This window comes from Herbaspirillum sp. Sphag64, from assembly GCF_014192645.1.
Classification (GTDB): Bacteria; Pseudomonadota; Gammaproteobacteria; order Burkholderiales; family Burkholderiaceae_D; genus Herbaspirillum.
This window is the reverse complement of sequence record NZ_JACHYE010000001.1, coordinates 802,979-823,272: the sequence shown is the minus strand read 5'-3', so window position 1 is coordinate 823,272 and position 20,294 is coordinate 802,979. Positions and strand designations below refer to the sequence as shown.

22 protein-coding genes are annotated in these 20,294 nt (G+C 55.7%); 15 read left to right on the top strand and 7 right to left on the bottom strand.

Going from position 1 to position 20,294, the window contains the following annotated elements; translation table 11 throughout:
* Positions 1-18: 18 nt before the first annotated feature.
* Positions 19-585 (bottom strand): DUF2796 domain-containing protein, encoded by a 567-nt coding sequence (locus tag FHW66_RS03715; RefSeq protein ID WP_183378358.1) that lies wholly within the window; start codon positions 583-585, stop codon positions 19-21.
* 232 nt (positions 586-817) lie between these two features.
* Here FHW66_RS03715 and FHW66_RS03710 point away from each other — a divergent pair, with 232 nt between their 5' ends.
* From FHW66_RS03710 to FHW66_RS03695, 4 genes are read left to right on the top strand one after another with little or no spacing between them, the layout of a single operon-like run.
* Positions 818-955, top strand: a complete 138-nt coding sequence (locus FHW66_RS03710) for a hypothetical protein (RefSeq protein WP_183378357.1) — start codon at positions 818-820, stop codon at positions 953-955.
* Positions 956-957: 2 nt separating this feature from the next.
* On the top strand, positions 958-1,734 hold the full coding sequence (locus FHW66_RS03705) for a metal ABC transporter ATP-binding protein (protein ID WP_183378356.1): 777 nt from the start codon (positions 958-960) through the stop codon (positions 1,732-1,734).
* Positions 1,731-2,621, top strand: coding sequence for a metal ABC transporter permease (locus FHW66_RS03700; protein ID WP_183378355.1), 891 nt, complete (start codon positions 1,731-1,733; stop codon positions 2,619-2,621). The genes FHW66_RS03705 and FHW66_RS03700 overlap by 4 nt, the downstream gene beginning before the upstream one ends.
* A 59-nt stretch (positions 2,622-2,680) precedes the next feature.
* Positions 2,681-3,589: a metal ABC transporter substrate-binding protein gene (locus FHW66_RS03695; RefSeq protein WP_183378655.1), complete on the top strand. Its 909-nt coding sequence runs from the start codon at positions 2,681-2,683 to the stop codon at positions 3,587-3,589.
* Positions 3,590-3,604: 15 nt separating this feature from the next.
* Here FHW66_RS03695 and FHW66_RS03690 read toward each other — a convergent pair whose 3' ends face one another.
* Positions 3,605-4,516 (bottom strand): LysR substrate-binding domain-containing protein, encoded by a 912-nt coding sequence (locus tag FHW66_RS03690; protein WP_183378354.1) that lies wholly within the window; start codon positions 4,514-4,516, stop codon positions 3,605-3,607.
* A 103-nt stretch (positions 4,517-4,619) separates the two neighbouring features.
* Between FHW66_RS03690 and FHW66_RS03685 the strand changes: the two genes are divergently transcribed.
* Positions 4,620-4,874 carry a hypothetical protein gene (locus FHW66_RS03685; RefSeq protein ID WP_183378353.1) on the top strand — a complete coding sequence of 85 codons (255 nt, stop codon included), beginning with the start codon at positions 4,620-4,622 and terminating at the stop codon, positions 4,872-4,874.
* A 68-nt stretch (positions 4,875-4,942) separates the two neighbouring features.
* Here the strand turns inward: FHW66_RS03685 and FHW66_RS03680 are convergent, their stop codons facing one another.
* Together FHW66_RS03680 and FHW66_RS03675 are read right to left on the bottom strand one after the other, a co-directional pair.
* Positions 4,943-6,052: a porin gene (locus FHW66_RS03680; RefSeq protein WP_255458791.1), complete on the bottom strand. Its 1,110-nt coding sequence runs from the start codon at positions 6,050-6,052 to the stop codon at positions 4,943-4,945.
* A gap of 282 nt (positions 6,053-6,334) precedes the next feature.
* The gene (locus FHW66_RS03675; RefSeq protein WP_183378352.1) at positions 6,335-6,979 is read right to left on the bottom strand and encodes a GntR family transcriptional regulator; all 645 of its coding nucleotides are present in this window, start codon (positions 6,977-6,979) and stop codon (positions 6,335-6,337) included.
* Positions 6,980-7,226: 247 nt separating this feature from the next.
* Here FHW66_RS03675 and FHW66_RS03670 point away from each other — a divergent pair, with 247 nt between their 5' ends.
* Complete coding sequence (locus FHW66_RS03670) at positions 7,227-7,697, top strand: VOC family protein (protein ID WP_183378351.1); 471 nt, start codon at positions 7,227-7,229, stop codon at positions 7,695-7,697.
* Positions 7,698-7,804: 107 nt separating this feature from the next.
* On the opposite strand, the gene FHW66_RS03665 is transcribed toward FHW66_RS03670, so the two are convergent.
* Positions 7,805-8,749, bottom strand: coding sequence for a 2-hydroxyacid dehydrogenase (locus FHW66_RS03665; protein WP_183378350.1), 945 nt, complete (start codon positions 8,747-8,749; stop codon positions 7,805-7,807).
* A 148-nt stretch (positions 8,750-8,897) separates the two neighbouring features.
* Here FHW66_RS03665 and FHW66_RS03660 point away from each other — a divergent pair, with 148 nt between their 5' ends.
* The 9 genes from FHW66_RS03660 (at position 8,898) to FHW66_RS03620 (ending at position 17,252) form a co-directional block, all read left to right on the top strand.
* Positions 8,898-9,842 (top strand): fumarylacetoacetate hydrolase family protein, encoded by a 945-nt coding sequence (locus FHW66_RS03660; RefSeq protein WP_183378349.1) that lies wholly within the window; start codon positions 8,898-8,900, stop codon positions 9,840-9,842.
* 64 nt (positions 9,843-9,906) lie between these two features.
* Positions 9,907-10,914 (top strand): ABC transporter substrate-binding protein, encoded by a 1,008-nt coding sequence (locus tag FHW66_RS03655; protein ID WP_255458790.1) that lies wholly within the window; start codon positions 9,907-9,909, stop codon positions 10,912-10,914.
* A gap of 43 nt (positions 10,915-10,957) precedes the next feature.
* Positions 10,958-11,500 carry a VOC family protein gene (locus FHW66_RS03650; RefSeq protein WP_183378347.1) on the top strand — a complete coding sequence of 181 codons (543 nt, stop codon included), beginning with the start codon at positions 10,958-10,960 and terminating at the stop codon, positions 11,498-11,500.
* Positions 11,501-11,543: 43 nt separating this feature from the next.
* Positions 11,544-12,287, top strand: a complete 744-nt coding sequence (locus FHW66_RS03645; protein WP_183378346.1) for an ABC transporter permease — start codon at positions 11,544-11,546, stop codon at positions 12,285-12,287.
* Positions 12,288-12,418: 131 nt separating this feature from the next.
* The gene (locus tag FHW66_RS03640) at positions 12,419-13,120 is read left to right on the top strand and encodes an ABC transporter ATP-binding protein (RefSeq protein WP_370543401.1); all 702 of its coding nucleotides are present in this window, start codon (positions 12,419-12,421) and stop codon (positions 13,118-13,120) included.
* The gene (locus FHW66_RS03635; RefSeq protein ID WP_183378344.1) at positions 13,120-14,037 is read left to right on the top strand and encodes an alpha/beta hydrolase; all 918 of its coding nucleotides are present in this window, start codon (positions 13,120-13,122) and stop codon (positions 14,035-14,037) included. The genes FHW66_RS03640 and FHW66_RS03635 overlap by 1 nt, the downstream gene beginning before the upstream one ends.
* Positions 14,038-14,097: 60 nt before the next feature.
* Positions 14,098-15,009, top strand: a complete 912-nt coding sequence (locus tag FHW66_RS03630; protein ID WP_183378343.1) for a dihydrodipicolinate synthase family protein — start codon at positions 14,098-14,100, stop codon at positions 15,007-15,009.
* A gap of 1 nt (position 15,010) precedes the next feature.
* Positions 15,011-15,391, top strand: coding sequence for a RidA family protein (locus FHW66_RS03625; protein WP_183378342.1), 381 nt, complete (start codon positions 15,011-15,013; stop codon positions 15,389-15,391).
* Between the two features lie 67 nt (positions 15,392-15,458).
* The gene (locus FHW66_RS03620) at positions 15,459-17,252 is read left to right on the top strand and encodes a methyl-accepting chemotaxis protein (protein WP_183378341.1); all 1,794 of its coding nucleotides are present in this window, start codon (positions 15,459-15,461) and stop codon (positions 17,250-17,252) included.
* Between the two features lie 19 nt (positions 17,253-17,271).
* On the opposite strand, the gene FHW66_RS03615 is transcribed toward FHW66_RS03620, so the two are convergent.
* Positions 17,272-18,060, bottom strand: coding sequence for a uracil-DNA glycosylase (locus FHW66_RS03615; RefSeq protein ID WP_183378340.1), 789 nt, complete (start codon positions 18,058-18,060; stop codon positions 17,272-17,274).
* Between the two features lie 39 nt (positions 18,061-18,099).
* Positions 18,100-20,187 carry an excinuclease ABC subunit UvrB gene (gene uvrB, locus FHW66_RS03610; protein ID WP_183378339.1) on the bottom strand — a complete coding sequence of 696 codons (2,088 nt, stop codon included), beginning with the start codon at positions 20,185-20,187 and terminating at the stop codon, positions 18,100-18,102.
* Positions 20,188-20,294 lie beyond the last annotated feature (107 nt).

Here is a 20,294-nt window from a genome sequence, read left to right as displayed (position 1 = left end):
GACTTCCTCAGTGTGACATCAGGGAAAAACCAGATTCGATGAAGTCGTGCTCAGCTTGGCGGCAGCCTGACGCTTGGCGGTGACCAGCTGTACATCAATGCTGACAAAGCCCTTGAAGGCATCGAACAGTTTGACGTTGATATTTTGCAGACGGTCAGGCGCGTTGCAGTGGAAGATAAAGTCGGCATCCAGATCAGCATGACCATCATGATCTGCATGGGTTGCTGACTTGCCGGTAGCCGCCGGTTCGCCCAGCAAGGCAGGATCAATCGCAGCCGAGACCAGTTGCACCGAAGTGACGGTGCAGCCAGCGGCGGCCGTGGTGACAAATACCTTGCCGGCATCGCGCAGGGTTTTTGCCATGTTGCTGGCAGCCTGACGATCGGCAGCGCTGGTAGCAGCATGTTCAAAGCCGATCAGATTGACCAGCGGTGAATCCAGATGCAGCGACAGGGTATTGCCGTCGACCGCGACGTCGAGCTTGCCGACACCGTGGACATGGGCCTCATGCGCCAAGGCAGGAGAAGCAACAGGGGCGAGCAGCATCAGGCAACTAGCCAGTACGGCAATCTTTCGCAAGGTCATGGAGAACTCTCTATAAGGAATAGGTAGGTGGCGCAGGCAACTATTGATCGGAAATGGGGTATTTGTGCAGTGTGTCATATTTAGCAAGTTGCTATAAATGTAGATCACATCTTGCAACCGAGTTGCATTATAATTCGACTTCCGCAACTCGGTTGCAACTAGATTTGTAACCGGTTGTACCAGTTCCCGATTGCTTCTCCCGGTAGTTTCGTCGACGGATCTTCTCAAGCTTATGTTCTCTTCTTTTTGCCGCATCTGGTCGCAACAAACCAGCGTCTTTGCGTTGCCCTGGTGGCAACGGGTCTTGCTGGTGGTTCCTGTATGCCTGCTGCTGTGGTGCGGTGTGGCCTGGGCGTTGGGAGGGAATTAAGCATGTCGGCTGCCATTTCATTGGAAAACCTGACCGTTACCTATCGCCGTCACCCGGCACTACACCATGTTTCAGGTGAGTTCGCGCTCGGTTCTATGACGGCCATCGTTGGTCCCAATGGAGCCGGTAAGAGTACTTTGCTCAAGACCATCATGGGGCAAGTTACCTGCAATAGTGGCCGTGTTATTCAGCATCCAGAGGCCGGGCGTATTGCCTATCTGCCGCAGCAGGCCGAGATTGATCGCAGCTTTCCTATCTCGGTGCGGGATTGTGTGCTGCTCGGTTACTGGGGCCGCGTCGGCTTGTTTGGCAATATCAGTAAGGCGATGGTGGAACGTGCTGAACAGGCCTTGGCAGCGGTTGGTCTGGCCGGCTTTTCTGCGCGCTCGGTCGCCAGCCTCTCGGTTGGTCAGTTCCAGCGCGTGCTGTTTGCGCGTATTTTGCTGCAGGATGCGCGCCTGATTCTGCTCGATGAACCCTTCAGCGCTGTCGATACCAAAACCACCGATGACTTGCTGCACATCATTCGCTCCTGGCATGCCGAGCAGCGTACCGTGATTGCGGTGCTGCACGATTACGATCAGGTGCGTCGCAGTTTTCCGCAAACCTTGCTGCTGGCACGCAATGTCGTGGCCTGGGGTGCGACTGAGCAAGTCTTGAATCATGACAATCTGCATCGTGCGCGCACCATGTCGGAAGCGGTTGATGAACATGCGCCGCTATGCGCGATTGATGAAGCAGCGCTCAAGCATATTGCCGCGCACCGGGAGCACACATGATGCTGCACGATGTACTGGTCTCGTTTTATCAATCTGCCTTGGCCCCGTTTCAGGAATTTGCGTTCATGCGACGTGCGCTGGTGGCAACGCTGGCCTTGGCCTTGTCGAGCGCACCACTGGGCGTATTGCTGACCTTGCGCCGCATGAGCCTGTTTGGCGAGGCGCTCAGTCACGCAGTATTACCGGGGGTGGCGGCGGGTTTCATTTTCTTCGGACTGTCGTTGCCAGCGTTGAGTATCGGTGGTTTTCTGGCTGGTGTGGTGGTGGTGGCAGTGGCTGGCATCATCAGCCGCTACACCGAGCTCAAGGAAGATGCCAGTCTGGCAGCCGTCTATGTGGTGGCATTGGCACTCGGCGTGATCCTGATTTCAGGGCATGGTACCCAGCTTGATCTGCTGCATATCCTGTTCGGCAATGTGCTAGGTGTGGATACCCAAGGGCTGCTGCTGGTCGCAGCAGTGGCATCGCTGAGCGTATTGCTGATGGCGGGTTTTTATCGTGGTCTGCTGCTGGAAAGTTTTGATCCTTCCTATCTGATTGCCAGTGGTGGTCGCAGCGCCTTGTATCAGCAGTTGTTTTTGATGCTGGTAGTGATGAATCTGGTGGCATCGTTCCAGACCATGGGAACCCTCATGGCCGTGGGTTTGATGATGTTGCCAGCGGTATCGGCGCGGCTCTGGCATGACAGTTTGCCGGCGCAACTGGTCAATAGCGTGGTGCAGGCGGCACTGGCGGGTTATACCGGGCTGATGCTTTCGTATTACGCCTCGGTACCTTCCGGCCCGGTGATTATCGTCTGCGCCGGTGGTTTCTATTTCCTGTCGCTGCTGTTTGCACCGCGTGGCTGGATTCCGCGACTGCTGCGTCGTCCGCATTTGCGTGCATGAGCCTGTACGCGAACTTTCCGTTTTTAATGAGGAGTAGTCTGGTGAAATCGTTACGTCAAATGCTGTCGTTGTGCGCCATCGTTCTGGTGCAATTGGGTGTGCTGCAGTCTGCTGCTGCAGCGGATCAACGCCTGCCAGTGGTTGCCAGTTTCAGTATTCTGGGCGATATCGTTGCCAATGTTGGTGGCGACCGAATTACGGTATCGACATTGGTAGGGCCGGACGAGGATGCACATGTATTCCAGCCAGCGCCAGATAATATCAAGCAGGTCGCGCGTGCCAGACTGGTGGTAGTCAACGGCCTTGGTTTTGAAGGCTGGATGGAGCGTCTGGTGCAAGCCGCAGCTTATCGCGGCGAGATAGTGGTCGCCTCCAACGGCATTGCGGTGCGTGACCGTGCTGATGAGGCGGGACATGATGCGCATGCTGAGCATGGTAAGGACGATCCCCATGCCTGGCACAATCCAGCCAACGTCATCATCTACACACGTAACATCGTGGCGGCATTGAGCAAGCTCGATCCGGCTGGCGCAGCGACCTATCAGCGCAACGGCGACGCCTACATTGCCCAGCTCAATACGCTGGACCGCTGGGCTACGCAGCAATTTTTGCAGTTCCCGGAAGCCAAGCGCAAAGTGATTACCTCGCATGATGCGTTTGGTTACTTCGGCGCGCACTACAAGCTCAGCTTTCTGGCAGCGCAAGGCGTGACCACAGAAAGTGAACCCAGCGCCAAGGATATCGCAGCGCTGATCCGGCAAATCCGTAAGGAAAAGATTCGCGCCGTGTTCATGGAAAACATGAGCAGCCCGCAGTTGATCAAACAAATCAGCAAGGAAGCCGGCGTCACGCTCGGTGGCGAGTTGTATGCCGATGCGTTGTCACCTCCCAACGGCCCGGCACCGACTTACCTGCGTCTGATGCGCTACAACATCGAGCAGATTCTGGCGCAACTCAAGTTGAATTAAGAACAGAAAGCAGCGTCAGCCACGATAGGCTGACGCTTGTCCCATCTGCATCAGCCAGGCAATGAAGGTTTTCAGTGCATTGCCGTTGCTGCCAGTATTGTCGAGCCGGCGGTGCAGGATGTGAAAACCCTGACCGTGGATCACGAATTCCGGGAACAGCTGGCGCAGCCGGTCATGCGCCAGATCATCGTCAACCAGTGCCAGCGTCCCGATGGCGACACCCAGATCGGTCGATGCTGCCTGCAGACTCAGGAAAAAATGCTCATAACTGGTGCCAGGAATTTTTTTCCTCACCGGCACGCCTGCGGCCTGAAACCATTGCTGCCAGGAGTCTGCGCGTGCGGCCAGATGAATCAGTGATGTTTGCAACAAGTCTTGTGGTTTGCTGATCGGATGCAGTTCCAGAAAATGCGGCGACGCCAGTGGTGCGGAGACATCGTCGAGAAAGCGCACACAGTCAAACCCGCTGCGTTCCAGTGGATTACGCCATAGCACCACATCGAACGGATCCTTCATATCTTCAAAATTCTCCGACACGGTGGTCGCCACGCGGATCTCGATACGCGGATTGTCTATCTGGAATTGCGACAGCCTTGGGATCAGCCAGCGCATCGCCACTGACGGCGCAGTGATCACGCGCACAATGCGGTTCTTGCCGGCAAAGGTCAATTGCTCCGCAGCGATGGCAATCCGGTCCAGACTGGCACGTACCTCACCATAAAACAACAGTGCCGCTTCAGTTGCTTCCACGCCACGTGGGCGACGGATAAACAATGGCTGACCAAAGTATTCCTCCAGTAATTTGATTTGCTGACTGACGGCGCTATGGGTGATATGGAGTTCATTGGCGGCAACCGTCAGGCTCTTGGTGCGGACCGCTGCTTCGAAGACCTTGAGTGCTTTCAGAGGCGGAAGGGGAATACTCATGATGTTAGTTTTTCTTATGCTGCTGTCGGAAAATGTTGCTTTTTAAAATCCACTGGAATCCTTATTCTCTATACCAATGCTTCATTACGTAGGAGAAAAAACCATGTCTGCCTATCAGGCCACCGATGAATCCGCCGGATTTTCTAATAATTTACAGAGTTTGCTGGAGGCTTTCCAGTTCTTTATCGAGCGCGCCTTTGTCAGCGACACCGATAAGAAAATCGATGGCGCGCTGTTTGATCTGAATGACGCACCTTATCTGCAGGGTGTCACTGATCACGCCGAAATGGAGCGCCGTCTGCGTGCGCTCGACGGCATTCATCAACGTGCCCTGTCGGAACTGCAAACGCAGCTCTGAGCTGATCTGTGCAGACCCCGAAGGGCCTGCCTGTACTTGGAACGCCCAGCCTGGTAATCCAAGAGTTCTTAGAACTTGTGAGTGACGCCAATGCCAAAGCCACCGGGGCTTTGACCGGCTGACAGGCCGGGAACCGCATTGGCCGACAGGTTGTAGGTCGCCGTTTTTTCATTATTGAGTTTGGTGAACGCACCCCACAGCTCGGTTCGTTTGGACAGGTTGTAACCATAGCCAAGTGTTACCTGCCGGGCTCCCGACGGTGTTCCCGGGATGCCGATACCTCCAATACCAGCTGTCGCATTGCCTTCTGCCTCTTTGGCGCGGACATACGAGAAACGCAGCTGGCCTTGGCCAATATCCTGCGTGAGCGCCAGTTGCCATGCATCGCGGCTCAGACTGGTAGTGGCCGTTGGTTCATAGCGCAGCCGCTCCCAGGCAAAGCGCACCCGCGTATTACCGATTGAATAGGCGATGCCGATACGGTTGCCGGTGTCCTTGCTGCCAGCGATAAAATAATCCTTGTGCACTTCATAGCCGTAGGCCAGATAGAGCGGTCCGCTGCGGTAGGTAATGATGCTGGAAACCAGACCAGGATTGGTGGTGGCGGTCTGTTCTTCGCGCGCTGCAAAGGCGATGCTGGCGTTGATGCCATGGAAAGCCGGAATCGAATATTGCAGCAGGTTTTTCTGACGGCGGTCAAACGAAGCTGGTGTCTGGGCATTGGCCCCGACCGCAAAACCATTGCCCATGATTGAATTCGAGGCAAAGATGCCAGCGGTGAATGGATCGATTTCATAGACCGAGACATAGCGGAAGGGAAGCTCATACTGACCGGCAAAAATTTCACCGAAACTGCCCCGCAAACCGACATTGTCGTTGCGGTCCGCCAACGAACCAACACCGGTATCCACATAGACGTTGGACTCGATCTGGGCAAACGCCTGCATGCCGCCGCCGAGATTTTCAACACTTTTGAATCCCAGTACCGACAAGTCATTCGACACTCGTTCAGCGGTCCCGACACCGCCTTTGGGACCGCTGGCCCAGACACTCTCGACATCCGCTTTCAAAAAGCCGTACACGGTCACCGAATCGGTTTGCGCCGTGGCACAACTGGCGCCGGTTGCCAGTCCTGCCGCGAACAAGCCCTTCATTACCTTTTTAGTTGCGAACTGCATTGCTTGCCCCCTCCATTGGTTGTTGTGAATTTTCTTTTTTTTGAAAATAGTAATTAATATGGTTTTATATGTATACGTATAAATTACTAATGAATTTATTTGTTGTTTTATGAATGAATAATCCGGAAAAAATTTCCTTGCGGATAGGGGAGGGGCTTAAAAATTAAAGAGGAAGAACTACAGGGGGGGGCTATACAAGGGGACTGCTGAGGTGATAACAACAATGATGCTGCGGGCTGCGTGCAGGTGCGACGCCGGTAGCGTCACACCCGGGAAGGGGCATCAGGCCTGATGTTCCTTGATGGTCTCCAGCACGTGAATGCTCAGACGGGTGGTGTGATTGCGCATGGCCAGATAAGCCTTTTCAGGATCCGAGGCCAAAATCGCAGCGATGATGGCATCGTGTTCTTCATGCGACACCGTCAAGCGTTTGTCGACGCCGTTCTGTGCAGCACGGAATAGCGTCAGGCGGTCGCGCAGATTGTCGATGGTTTCCGTCAGGCTGCGATTGTGGGCACCGGCGCAAATCAGATTGTGGAATTTCTTGTTCAGCAACAGGTAACCGGCATCGTCACCGTTGGCGACGCATTCCTGGCTCTGCAGATGAACCAGCTCCAGCTGCTTCTTTTGTACCGCGCTCATGCGTTCGGCACAGATGCGGCAGCACAGCGCTTCCAGTTCACACATGGCTTCCAGCATGTCAGCTAGCTCATCGACGCCGATGCTGGTAACAATACCGCCCTTGCGCGGCTTCAGTTCAATCATGCCGCGTGCGGCCAGCTCACGCAGTGCCTGACGGATCGGCGTGCGCGATACCTTGAAGCGTTCTGCCAGGGCAATTTCTTCCAGTGCCGCACCTGGTGGCAGTGCGCCGCTGATGATTTCCTCGGTCAGGGTGCGGTAGATGCGAAGAGAGATGGTTTCCATTCGTGCGTTCTCGTTTTTGGGGGATTCCTGTGTCAACAGGTCGCTATATCTTACAACGCCAGCACTATAGCAAAAATCTATATCAACGACGACTTCGTATTAAGAGTATCTAATTATATTCTTGTGAATACATTTAAAAATTAAAGTATACATATAAAAATTCGTTGAGTAGAATCCGTCGTTATGTATTGCGCTGTACGACAAGATTACTTATCTGCTGACCAATCAAACAAGAGGAGGCTGCACCATGGCAAACAAACTGCGTCATATCGCTATTTCGGTTCCTGATCCCTGGAAGACTGCTGAGTACTATCAGCAAGCATTCGGCTTCAAAAAAGTCGGTGAAACCGATTCGTCATTGGCACGCGGCGTGTATCTGAGCGACGGCACCATGTCGCTGGCGCTGCTGAACTATAGGACCGACGAGGCTGCGGGTGACCGTGGTCGTGACTTTGTGGGCCTGCACCATATTGGCGTCTGGGTCGACAACATCGTCGATGCCCGCAAGGAGGTCGAACAAGCCGGTGGCACGTATTACATGGGTGAGGTGCCGGTCAAGGGCAACATCTTTTATGAAGTCAAATACAAGGATCCGAATGGCGTCATCTGTGATCTGACCGACCATGGCTGGGGTGGTGCCTCAAAGGATGGTGGCGCACACAGCGATGGTCCGGCCTTGCGTCATCCGGATCTGAAGGCCGATCGTAGCGGTATCTAAAACCGATCATCCAAAGCAATTCATCTGATCTATCAGAGGGGGGAGGCCCGGCCAGTTTTCTGGTCGGGCTTTTTTACGGAGCTGTTCAGTGCTTGCTCAGTGCTGGCTCATTGCGTGATGAGATGCTGCAGTGCCTGTCCGTTTTGGCATGCCAGCAGGTTGTCGCAAAACATGCCGAGCTGCACTTGCAAGGCTTCCGGAGAACGCCCTGAGATGTGGGGAGTGAGGAGCAGGTTGTCCAGGGTGCTGAAAGCGGCAGGGAGTATCGGCTCGCCGTCAACAGCGTCGAGTGCCGCGCCTGCAATGCGTTTGTGTTGCAGTGCCTCAATCAGTGCGGCAGTATCGACCACACTGCCACGCGCGATATTGATCAGGAAACCCTGTGGTCCGAGTGCCGTCAGCAAATCACGGTTGACCAGGTGGCGCGTGGCCGGGCCGCCGGGGCAGGCCAGTATCAGATAGTCGCTGCGTGTCGCCAGTGCTAACGGCGTTGCACAATAATCGTAAGGAAGCTCCGGGCGCACGTGACGGGTGTGGTAAGCCACCTCCATATCGAATGCGGTCGCACGTCTGGCGATCTGCAAGCCGATATTGCCCAATCCGATGATGCCCAGACGCTTGCCATGAATGCTGGGGCGTGCTGCGCGGCTCAGCTCCCATTGACCAGCCTTTACTGCGCCGTCCAGGACATGCAGACCACGTGCGATGGCCAGCATCAATGCCATTGCGTGATCGGCGACGGTGGCGTTGTTGGCTCCTGGCGCATGCGTCACCGCGACGTCATAGTCGTAAGCGGCCTGCAGATCAATCCCTTCATACCCTGCACCAAAGGCGCTAACCAGTTTCAGCGCCGGCAGCGCCTGTATTTGCTGCCGGCTCAGGCCGGTCGATCCATTGGTCAGGACAAACCGTATCGCCTGCAAGCTGCTATCGCTCCAGTCCGGGCCTTGCGGGGCATAGCGCAAAGTCGGCAGCGCCGGGTTGTCGCGCAGTTGTGCCAGCAGGGATTCGGCAAGTGGAATCAGGATCAGGAGTTCTGGAGCTGGAGGCATATTTTGTCCCTAACGTGAAATATAAGAATACATATGGTTTTATCTGTCTAAAATTTTTACACATTTGTATTGCAATGTATACGTATACGTTTTAATGTATTTATATTGTATTTTCTGAAGTGCGTAAATTTCTCGAAAGGAAGCGATCTTGGCTTGGTATGCGATAGCAACATATGAGCAGGGCGGACAGGCGCGTCCTGCACTGGTGGTGGGTGAGCAGCTGTTCGATCTGGCGGCGTTGCAGGCTGCATTGCCGGCTGCGGAGCTGATTAGCGGGTTGGCCGGTACTTCCAGTGTGACGGAGCTCATCGGTGCCTGGGACACACGATCGGCACAACTGGCACAACTGGCAGAGCAGATCCCGGTACTGCTGGCCGCTGGCAGGATTGCTCCATTGGCAGCGGCCAGTTACACGCTGGCAGCGCCATTCAAACCGGCGCGCATCTTCGCCACGGCATCCAACTTCTACGATCACGCCGCCGAGATGGGGACCGAACTGGCACCGCGTGCAGAGAGTTCGCCTTACTGTTTCATGAAGGCCGACACCAGTGTCACCGCCACAGACACTGACGTGGTGATGCCACCCAACACTGAGAAGCTGGACTGGGAGGTCGAGCTCGGGGTGATTATCGGACGTCGCTGCAAGAACGTTTCAGTGGCAGACGCCTATGACGTGATCGCCGGTTATACCGTCTTCAATGACATCAGCGCGCGTGACCTCAATCGTCGCACCGACTATCCGTTCAAGCATGACTGGTTCCGCGGCAAAAGCTTTGACACCTTCGGACCGATGGGGCCATGGGTGGTACCACGCGATTGCATCGCTGACCCACAGAAGCTGCGCATGCAGCTACAGGTCAACGGCGCCATGATGCAGAACGGTACCGGCGAAGCCATGATCTTTAACATCGCTGAACAGATTGCTTATCTCTCAAGCATTCTGACCTTGCAGCCGGGGGACATGATCGCGACCGGTACGCCCGATGGTGTCGGTATGGGGCGCGGCGTTTATTTGCAGCCGGGGGACGAGATGATTGCCTCCATCGAGGGTATCGGCAGCATTCGTAACAAGGTGGTTGCCGCGGCCAGTTAAGGCCAGCAACAGCCCCCGTTCAGACCAAATCAAGCGGTTACTGCAGCATGCAATGGAGAGTGGAATGACCATCAGCAAATGCATCAAGAAGTTTCTGTTTTCTGTCGTACTGGGTTCCTGTTGTGCTGCACCGCTGTTACCAGCGGTGGCCGCCGACAAGGTGAAGTTCAATCTGGCCTGGCTACCGCAAGGTAGTACCGGTGGCATTCTGGTGGCGATTGCCAAGGGCTTCTATGCCGAAGCCGGACTCGATGTCACAGCTGTGCGTGGTTACGGTGGTCAGCGGACCGTCAACGAGATTGATCAAGGCTTGTTCGAGTTTGGCTATGGCGATCCGATCAGCGTCATGCTCAATCGGGCGCAGGGTGGCAAGACGGTCATGGTCGGAACCATCAATACCCGCTGGCCCGGTGCCTTGTGCTATCTCGAACGGGCAGATCGCAAGCTGCAAAAGCCAGCCGATCTGAAGGGACTCTCGCTCGGTGGTGGTGCCGCTTCGCCGCTGCAAAATATCGTGCCGAGCTGGTTGCAAGCCAACAAGCTTCCGGTCGATCAGATCAAGTTGCTGCGCCTTGATCCATCGGTTATCAATTCCTCGTTTCTGGAAGGGCGGATTGATCTGGCGGAGTGCTGGGAAGGTGCCAACAAGCCGATTCTGGAAGCGCTGGCACAGCGGGATGGCAAGAAGCTGGGCGTACTGCGTTACCGCGATTTCAACCTCAATCTCTATGGCAACGGCATCGTCACCAGCGAACAGCTGGTCGCCAGCAATCCCGATCTGGTCAAGCGCTTTGTGCAGGCGACCTATCGTGGTTATGCCTATCAGCGCAGTAATCCCAAAGAATCTGCCGACGCCATTGCTAGTCAGCAAAAGCTGATCGATAAAAATATTCTGCTGCAGCAAATCACCGAGACCAATCAAATCATCGATGACCCTGAAGCCGAGAACAAGAAGCTTGGCTGGATGCGCGCTGACCGCATGCAATCCACCGTCGATTTTGTGAAAAAGGCTTTCAATCTGCAAGCGCCAGTCAAGCCGAACGATATCTATACCAACAAGTTCGTCGAGTAAATCAAGCGTAGGTGCGGTTGTGTCAATCAAGGAGGAAGTGAAAATGGAAAAAATACGTCCCAAACGTTTGGGGCATCTGGTACTGACAGTGCGAGACATTCACGCTTCGGTCAAGTTCTATACCGAGATTCTGGGTTTGCAGGTATCCGACTGGATCAGCGATCAGATGGTGTTTCTGCGCGCTGATACTGATCACCATGATCTGGCGTTGTCGCAGATTCCCAAGGATTCACCAGACATCAACGACCTGCCGCGCTACAACCGTCCCGGCATGGAGCATTTCTCATATCTGGTGGAAGACCGCGCCGAGATGGACAGAGCGGCTGCTTTTTTGCAGGAGCAAGGTGTGGAAATCGTCCGCGGTATCGGCAAGCATGGTCCCGGTGAAAACCTGTTCCTGGTCTTCAAGGACCCAGATGGCAATAACGTCGAGCTGTATTGCGAGATGACCCAGATCACGCCGGCATCCAACTATCAACCCAAGGTCTGGGAGCGCAACATCGATTCCTTTGATCAATACCACTTCAAGCATTTTGTGGTGCCACCACCGCAAGCAGTGATCGACGCCAAGAGCAATAAAAAATAAGCCAGGCAAGCGATCCGATCAAATCAATAGCAGGAGGAGACAAATGAAACGTTGGATAGAGACGATTGTATTCTGGGGCGCGTTTGCGCTGCTGTGGGAATACGGTGTTGCCGCACTGGGTGTGCGGCGTTATTTGCTGCCGCCGTTGAGCGCGGTGGTGATGGCAGGGTGGGAGTCACGCGAGATGGTAGTCAGTGATGCCTGGGTCACGCTGACGGAAGTGCTGGTCGGCTTTCTGGCAGCCGTGTTGGGTGGTGTGGTGTTGGGCATGCTGATTCACTTCAGTGATTTTGCGCGGCGCACCTTGTATCCATTTATTGCCACATTACAGAGCATGCCCAAGATTGCGCTGGCACCGCTGATGATCGTGTGGTTTGGTTATGGCTTCAGTTCCAAGATCGCCGCGACGTTCCTGTTCGCGTTCTTCCCGGTGGTGATTGCAACGCTGGGTGGTCTGTCCGGGATTGCCGCCAATCTGGATGAACACTTCCGGGCACTCGGTGCATCGCGCTGGGATACCTTTTGGCGCCTGCAGGTACCGGCGGCACTGCCAAGCTTTATCGATGGCATCAAGATATCGATGCCGCTGGCAGTCATCGGTGCCATTGTCGGCGAATTCATTGGTGCGGAAGAGGGGCTCGGGCATCTGATCACGCTGGCGACTGCCAATGCGCGCACTGATCTGATGTTCGCTGCAATTCTGGTGATCACGGTATTGGCCACGCTGCTGTACTGGCTGGTAGAAATGGCATCGCGTCTGGTGTGGTGGCGCGGGAAGGCGGTGTAATGATGGGACAGACAATGATGATTCGAAATTTGCAGGCAGTGGTCAACGATCACAGCGTGCAGGACAACCAACCAGCGGCCGGTGCAATTTGCGTACGTAATGTGCTCAAGCGCTATCCGGGCAAGCATGCGATGAACGCGCTGGAAGACGTATCGCTAACGATTCGTGAGCGTGAATTTGTTTCCATTCTCGGCCCCAGTGGTTGCGGAAAGAGTACCTTGTTACGCATCGTTGCGGGGCTGGTGCCGCACAATGCGGGAGAAGTATTGGTCAACAACAAGCCGGTCAAGGGGCCGTCGCCAGAGATTGGCGTGGTCTTCCAGACCAGTAATATGCTGCCGTGGCTGACGGTCGAAAAGAACATGATGCTGGGTGCGCAATTGCGCAAGTTACCGCAACAGCAGACTGAGGCCAAGGTGCGCGAGCTGGTCAAGATGCTGGGACTGTCCGGCTTTGAACACAATCATCCGCACCAGCTCTCGGGCGGTATGCGTCAACGCGCTTCGATTGGTCAGATTCTGGCGCTGGAGCCCGGCATCCTGCTCATGGATGAACCATTTGGAGCCCTCGACGCACTGACCCGCGATCTGCTCAATGTCGAGTTGCTGAGGATCTGGCAGGAGCGCATGCAAACCGTCATGCTGATTACCCACAGCATTCAGGAAGCGGTATTTTTGTCGGACCGGGTGCTGGTGATGTCGGCGCGGCCGGGCCGGGTAGTGCATGACATCAAGATCGATCTGCCTCGTCCACGTCTGCCGGAGAACATCAAGGGCAATCCGCGCTACGGTCAATACATCGCCGAGATCAGCAAAATCATGGGAGTGTTCTGATGGCGGCGACGTATTTCCCCGGCTTGCCGGAGGCCGCTCGCACACGCTTGCAGGAGATCGGTCCTATCTGGGCCAAGGATATCAATGCCCATCGACAGGTCGTGCTGGAATGCTACACACCTGTATTGCAGGCCACTAGCAAGGAGGGCATCACGGTCACGCGTGATATTGCCTACGGTACCCATGCACGTCAAAAGCTGGATCTTTATCTGCCGCAGGGGAGTTCGGTGCAGCAGCGGCGGCCCATTGTGATCTTCGTGCATGGCGGCGCTTTCTTACGTGGCAACATGAACGCAAATGCGCAGATCTACGGCAATGTCCTCTATTACGTTGCCCGTCAAGGCTATGTTGGTATCAATGTCGAATATCGCCTGGCACCGGAGGCGGCCTATCCGGCAGGCTCGCAAGATGTTGCTGCGGCGGTGATCTGGGCCAGGGAACATGCACATGAGTTTGGTGGTGATCCGGAGCACATTGTGCTGATTGGTCACTCGGCTGGTGGTGCGCATGTCGCCAGTTATGTCGCAGATCCGGTGGTGCGGCCAGCCGCCGGTCATGGTGTGGCCAAACTGGTATTAATTAGTGCCCGCCTGCGCGCCGATATCCATCCCGACAATCCCAATGCCGGTGGTGTCAAGGCGTACTGGGGTGAAGATGTCGATGCGTTTGAGCGACTATCGCCGGTGACTTACGCGCATAACATTGATGTGCCACTGATGATTGCCGTGGCCGAACATGAAAATCCCTATCTGGATGTCTATGCGGCGGAGCTGTTCTGGCGTGTCAGCGCGACCCGGGGACGTGCACCGCGTTTCGTGCAGGTGCGACATCACAACCACACTTCCATCGTGGCGCACATGGATACACCGGATGACGATTTCGGACGGCAGCTGCTGGACTTCATCGAGGTCGCCTGATCGCTAATCACAGTCAGCTTACCGATTCACTTTTATAAAAATGACACAGAGAGATCAACGATGAGCCTATCCTTATCGGGCGTATTCGCGCCTGTCATCACCCCCTTCCACGCCGACCTTCGTGTGGACGTTCCCCTGTTCGTGCAGCACAGCCGCTGGCTGTTGGGGCAGGGTGCTGGCCTGGCGATGTTCGGTACCAATAGTGAAGCCAATTCATTGACGGTGACCGAGCGTCGTCAATTGCTGGATCAACTGCTGCAGGCTGACCTCGATCCGGCGCGTATGTTGCCCGGTACCGGTTGCTGTGCCATTGACGATACCGTGGCGCTGACCCGGCATGCGGTCGAGGCCGGTTGTGCTGGTGTGCTGATGCTGCCGCCGTTTTACTACAAGGGTGTCTCCGATGACGGCCTGTATCGCTATTATGCCGAGGTGATCCAGCGTGTGGCGTCGGCCCGACTTAAGCTCTACCTGTATCACATTCCCGCATTTACCGGCGTCCCGATCACCTTGTCGTTGATTGCGCGCCTGATCAAGGATTTCCCCGAGACGGTGGTGGGCATCAAGGACAGTTCCGGTGATTGGGACAACGTCGCGGCGATGCTCAAGGAATTTCCTGGCTTCGCCATTTTCCCGGCTTCCGAATCCTTTCTGTCGCGTGCACGCCCATTGGGTGCAGCGGGCTGCATCTCGGCGACCGCCAACGTCAATCCATCCGGCATCGCTCGTTTGTGCGCGCAGTGGGATCAGCCACAGGGTGCGCAATTGCAGCAGCAGGCCGATGCGATCCGGCAGACCTTCCAGAAGTATCCAATGATCGCTGCACTCAAATATGCTACGGCGCATGTCAGTGGCAATGCCACCTGGGAAAACGTGCGTCCGCCATTGAGTCCGCTGGCGAGCCAACAACGTCTCCAACTGCAGGCGGAACTGGCACAGATCGGGTTCAGCATGCCGGGATTGGTGGCCTGAGATGGAACAGGCCAAACCTCTGGGTAAATATCCCTATCTCAAGCGTGCCGGTGACAGCATCTATCTCTCCGGCATGAGCGCGCGACTGGCGGACGGCAGTATTCCTGAGGGGGTACGCGAGCAGACCCGGGTGGTGATCGAAAAGATCCGGGCAATCCTGCAAAGTGAAGGTGCTGATCTCAGTGATTGTGTGGCGGTGACCAGCTATCTGGTCGACATGGCCGATTTCGATCTCTATAACACCGTCTATGGCGAGTACTTCAATGAGCAGGGACCAACCCGTACCACGGTTGCGGTGCATCAGTTGCCGCATCCGCAGATGCGGGTTGAACTGACGGTGACGGCTTATCAACCAGACGCGCATCCTCCATTGCAGAAGTAAGAAACAATCCATCAAGTGATTGCAGTGTCTGCATCAGCTATCGTTAATCAATATCAAAAGGGAAATCATGTTGTCTTCACTGCGCGCACGGATCATTGTTTTGTGCGTTCTGATTGTTGCGTTCGCCATGCTGACATTGAGTGCCGCGAATATTTTCAGTGTCCGCCGCGACACGCTAGCTGCACTCAATACTGAAATGAACCAGCTGACTAACAGCAACGCTGCCAGTATTGCGGGCTGGGTGCGCAGCAAGCGGATCATTACCGGCGCCATGCGTCAGGCTGTCGGGAAGGACGATAGCGTTGCCATTTCCATTATTGCGACGACCAAGGAAGCTGGTGCCTTTGATGACGCCTACATTGGCCTGCCAGAGAAGCGTCTGGTCGGGCTGCATGACATGAACCGGACCTACGATCCCAGCAAGCGCCCGTGGTATGTTGCAGCGGTCAAGGCAGGTGGGCCGGTACTGACAGCGCCCTATGTGGACTCCACCACGGGCAAACTAGTGGTCACCTTTGCCGAAGCAGTGCTGGGCAGTCAATCCAGTTTGCAGGCCGTGCTGGCAGCTGATGTCCAGCTCGATAACGTGGTGCGCAATGTAGCAGATATTGCACCCACGCCGAGCAGCTTTGCGTTTCTGCTTGGTCGCAACGGTCGCATCATTACGCATCCACGCCAGGAGCTGGCGCTCAAACCGGTCTCGGACCTTGATCCCGGACTCGATGCCGGGAAGCTGCTGGCAATGGCACCCGGTACTGCCGTAGAGATCAACGGCACGACACATTTGCTATACGTGAAACCGGTACAGGGTACCGACTGGTTCCTGGTGGTTGCGCTCAATGATGCGGAGGCAACCCATGCGATTCGGGGCTTGATGATGACGGCCGTGATCGCAGCAATACTCGCGATTGCGACCGCTGCGGTGCTGCTGACTGTGACCATCAGCGCTCAGCTCAAGCGCCTCGGCAGTGTACGCGATGCGCTGGAAGACATTGCCTCTGGTGACGGTGATCTGACGCGTCGGCTGGATACACAAGGCAATGATGAGCTGTCGCAGATTTCTGCAGCGTTCAATCGCTTTGTGGGCAAGATCACCCACACCTTGCAAGAGATTCATCAAGCCAGTGCTGCCGTCAGAGCCGCATCGGGTGAGATTGCCAGTGGCAACCTTGACCTGTCAGGGCGCACCGAGCAGCAGGCCAGTTCGCTGGAGCAGACGGCTTCGGCCATGGAGCAGCTCACTTCCACCGTTGGCCAGAATGCCGAGAGCGCACGGCAGGCGCGCCAACTGGCGTTGTCGGCATCGTCCGTGGCGGCTGATGGCGGTGCCGTCGTCGCCAGGGTGATTGATACGATGGGCGCTATCAATACGTCGGCTGGCAAGATCGTCGATATCATCAGTGTGATTGATGGGATTGCGTTTCAGACCAACATTCTGGCCTTGAATGCCGCAGTGGAAGCTGCGCGTGCTGGCGAGCAGGGACGCGGCTTTGCGGTCGTGGCGTCGGAAGTACGCAGTCTGGCGCAGCGCAGTGCCACGGCGGCGAAGGAGATCAAGAGTCTGATCGACGCGTCAGTGCTGGAAGTGCAATCCGGCAGGCAATTGGTGGAGCTGGCGGGAGCTACCATGACCGACGTCGTCGCCAGCGTGCAACGCGTTACAGAGGTGGTGGCCGAGATTACCGAGGCGAGTCAGGAGCAGAGCAATGGCATCGCCGAAGTAGGACATGCCATTACCCAGATGGATCAGGCGACGCAGCAAAACGCGGCATTGGTGGAACAGGCTGCTGCGGCTGCGCAATCATTGCAAGATCAGGCAGCCCATCTGGCCGATGTCGTGGCCGCCTTCAAGCTGGACTAAATATAGAAGTGCGACAGGATTACTGCTGCCGCAACAGCTGCATAGGGCCAAATAGCTGTTGCATACCCTGATGCTGGATGAAGCTGAGATTGTAGGGATGTTCTGCCGCTGCTTGCGGAAACTGAGCTACCACCGGCAAAGCGTGTAACTGCTCGGCGATCTTGCCCCACAAAACCAATGTCGGCAGGCGGGCATGGCGCTCACGTGCAGCATTGGCCAGACCGTTGAGTACGGTGTCGAGGAATGGTTTCCAGGCCTTGGCATCCTTCACCGGTGCCACATGATGGCGGAATACCAGACTGGCATTGAGCAGCAGAAAACCCTGCGTCGTCAGATTACGCTGCAGCTCGGCCAGCGTCTGAATAGTTGAGGCCGGATTGGCCTGCGCCTGTGCAGCAATGCCTGCCAAGGCATCGCCACTGGTGTTGTCGGCAGCGAGTTGATCAGCTGCCACCAACAGCATCTTCATGAAATTACGTAATGATGTGGCGCGATTGACCTGTTTGGACAAGCCCTTGTCAGACCACAAGGAATCGACTGCCCCATCCATGAAACAGACGCCGGTAGCGCTGGCTTCACGCGGATAAGGGCCTTCGCCGACCAGCACGTAACGCACTGCTTCCACAGGTTGTTCAAAGGCCGCAAAGAGCCGGCCCTGGGTCGGCAGATACTGATCTTCGGCAAGCGTCGCCAGATAAACAGGGTCGTGATCGGCAATGGCTTGCAGACCCTGCTGCAGGATTGCCTGCCAGGAGGGATGTGCGCGTTGGCAGAGTTGCAGGAGGTTGTTAGGAATTTGTTGCGACATAGGTTCTGATCAAATATTCATTTTTTAGCAGGCAGTTTTTCAGGCGACTGCAGCGTCGTCGCCGGCAGCGCCAAACAACTGTTGTTTGAGCAGATGCAACTGGTCGCGTACCTTGGCAGCCTTTTCAAATTCGAGGTTCTTGGCGTGGTCTTGCATCAGTTTTTCGAGACGCTTGATTTCCTTGCTGACCTGCTTCTCGCTCATGGCTTCGTAGTTGGCTTGCTCTTGCGCCACCATCAATTCCACGCGTGCTTCTTGCGGGCTGTAGACGCCATCAATCAACTCACGGATTTCCTTCTTGATGCCCATCGGCGTGATGCCGTTAGCTTCATTGAAGGCCACCTGTTTGGCGCGGCGGCGTTCGGTTTCACCGATCGCCTTGTGCATTGAGTCGGTCACTTTATCGCCATACAGGATCGCCATGCCGTTAAGGTTACGGGCGGCGCGACCGATGGTCTGGATCAGGCTGCGCTCGGAGCGCAGGAAGCCTTCCTTGTCGGCATCCAGAATCGCCACCAGCGAGACTTCGGGAATATCCAGACCTTCACGCAGAAGGTTGATCCCGACCAGAACGTCGAAGGTGCCCAGACGCAGATCACGGATGATTTCTACCCGCTCCACGGTATCGATGTCGCTGTGCAGATAGCGCACTTTGATACCGTTATCGCTGAGGAACTCGGTCAGCTGTTCAGCCATGCGCTTGGTGAGTGTCGTTACCAGCACGCGTTCGTTTTTCTTGACGCGATCCGTGATTTCCGACATCAGATCATCGACCTGCGTGGAGGCCGGGCGTACCAGAATGATCGGGTCCACCAGACCGGTTGGACGCACCACCTGCTCGACTACCTGATCAGCGTGACTGTTCTCATATTCAGCCGGCGTCGCCGAGACAAAGATGGTCTGCCGCATCTTGCTCTGGAATTCGTCGAATTTGAGAGGACGGTTATCCAGTGCGGAAGGCAGGCGGAAGCCGTAATCGACCAGATTGGTTTTGCGTGCGCGGTCGCCGTTGTACATACCGTTCAACTGGCCCACCAGCACGTGCGACTCATCGAGGAACATCAACGCATCCGATGGTAAATAATCGATCAGGGTCGGAGGCGGATCACCTGCCTTGGCGCCGGACAAATGCCGCGAATAGTTTTCGATTCCTTTGGTAAAGCCGATTTCGGTCATCATTTCAATGTCGAAGCGGGTTCGTTGCTCCAACCGTTGTTCCTCGACCAGCTTGTTTTCCTTGCGGAAGAATTCCAGTCGTTCGCGCAGTTCATCCTTGATGGTTTCAATCGCCCGCAGTACGGTGGCGCGTGGCGTCACATAATGAGAACCGGGATAGACGGTGAAGCGCGGAATTTTTTGACGCACGCGACCGGTCAGCGGGTCGAACAATTGCAGGCTGTCAATTTCATCGTCAAACATTTCGATGCGCACCGCCAGCTCTGCATGTTCAGCCGGAAACACATCAATCGTGTCGCCACGCACACGGAAGGTACCGCGTCCGAAGTCAACCTCGTTGCGCGAATATTGCATCTGGATCAGACGGGCGATGACGTCGCGCTGGGAGACTTTGTCCCGGGCGCGCAAGGTCAGAATCATCTGGTGGTATTCGCTGGGGTTACCGATACCGTAGATCGCCGAGACGGTTGCGACGATCACAACATCGCGGCGCTCCATCAGCGACTTGGTGCAGGACAGGCGCATTTGCTCGATGTGTTCATTGATCGAGGAATCCTTCTCGATGAACAGATCGCGTTGCGGCACATAGGCTTCCGGCTGGTAATAATCGTAGTAACTGACGAAATATTCCACGGCATTGTGCGGGAAGAATTCGCGGAACTCACTGTAGAGCTGGGCCGCCAGCGTCTTGTTGGGGGCAAATACAATGGCCGGGCGACCCAGACGTGCGATTGTATTGGCCATGGTGTAGGTTTTCCCGGAGCCAGTAACACCCAGCAAGGTCTGGAAAAACAGGCCGTCATTGACACCTTCCACCAGTTTCTCGATGGCAGCAGGCTGGTCGCCAGCGGGCGGGAAGGGCTGATAAAGTTTGTAGGGCGAATCCGGGAAACTCAGAAATTTGCTTTCATCCAGAGCGGGCGCCGACGCCAGGGGGGATAAATCAGCCATACTCATTCGACCTTTGGTAAAATTGTGTGTTGCAAAGCGGTGCTCGGCGAGCGTTGTTGCCCTGCATCCATCCCGACTGCAATCCACGGTTGCAGCTAACTTTTTAT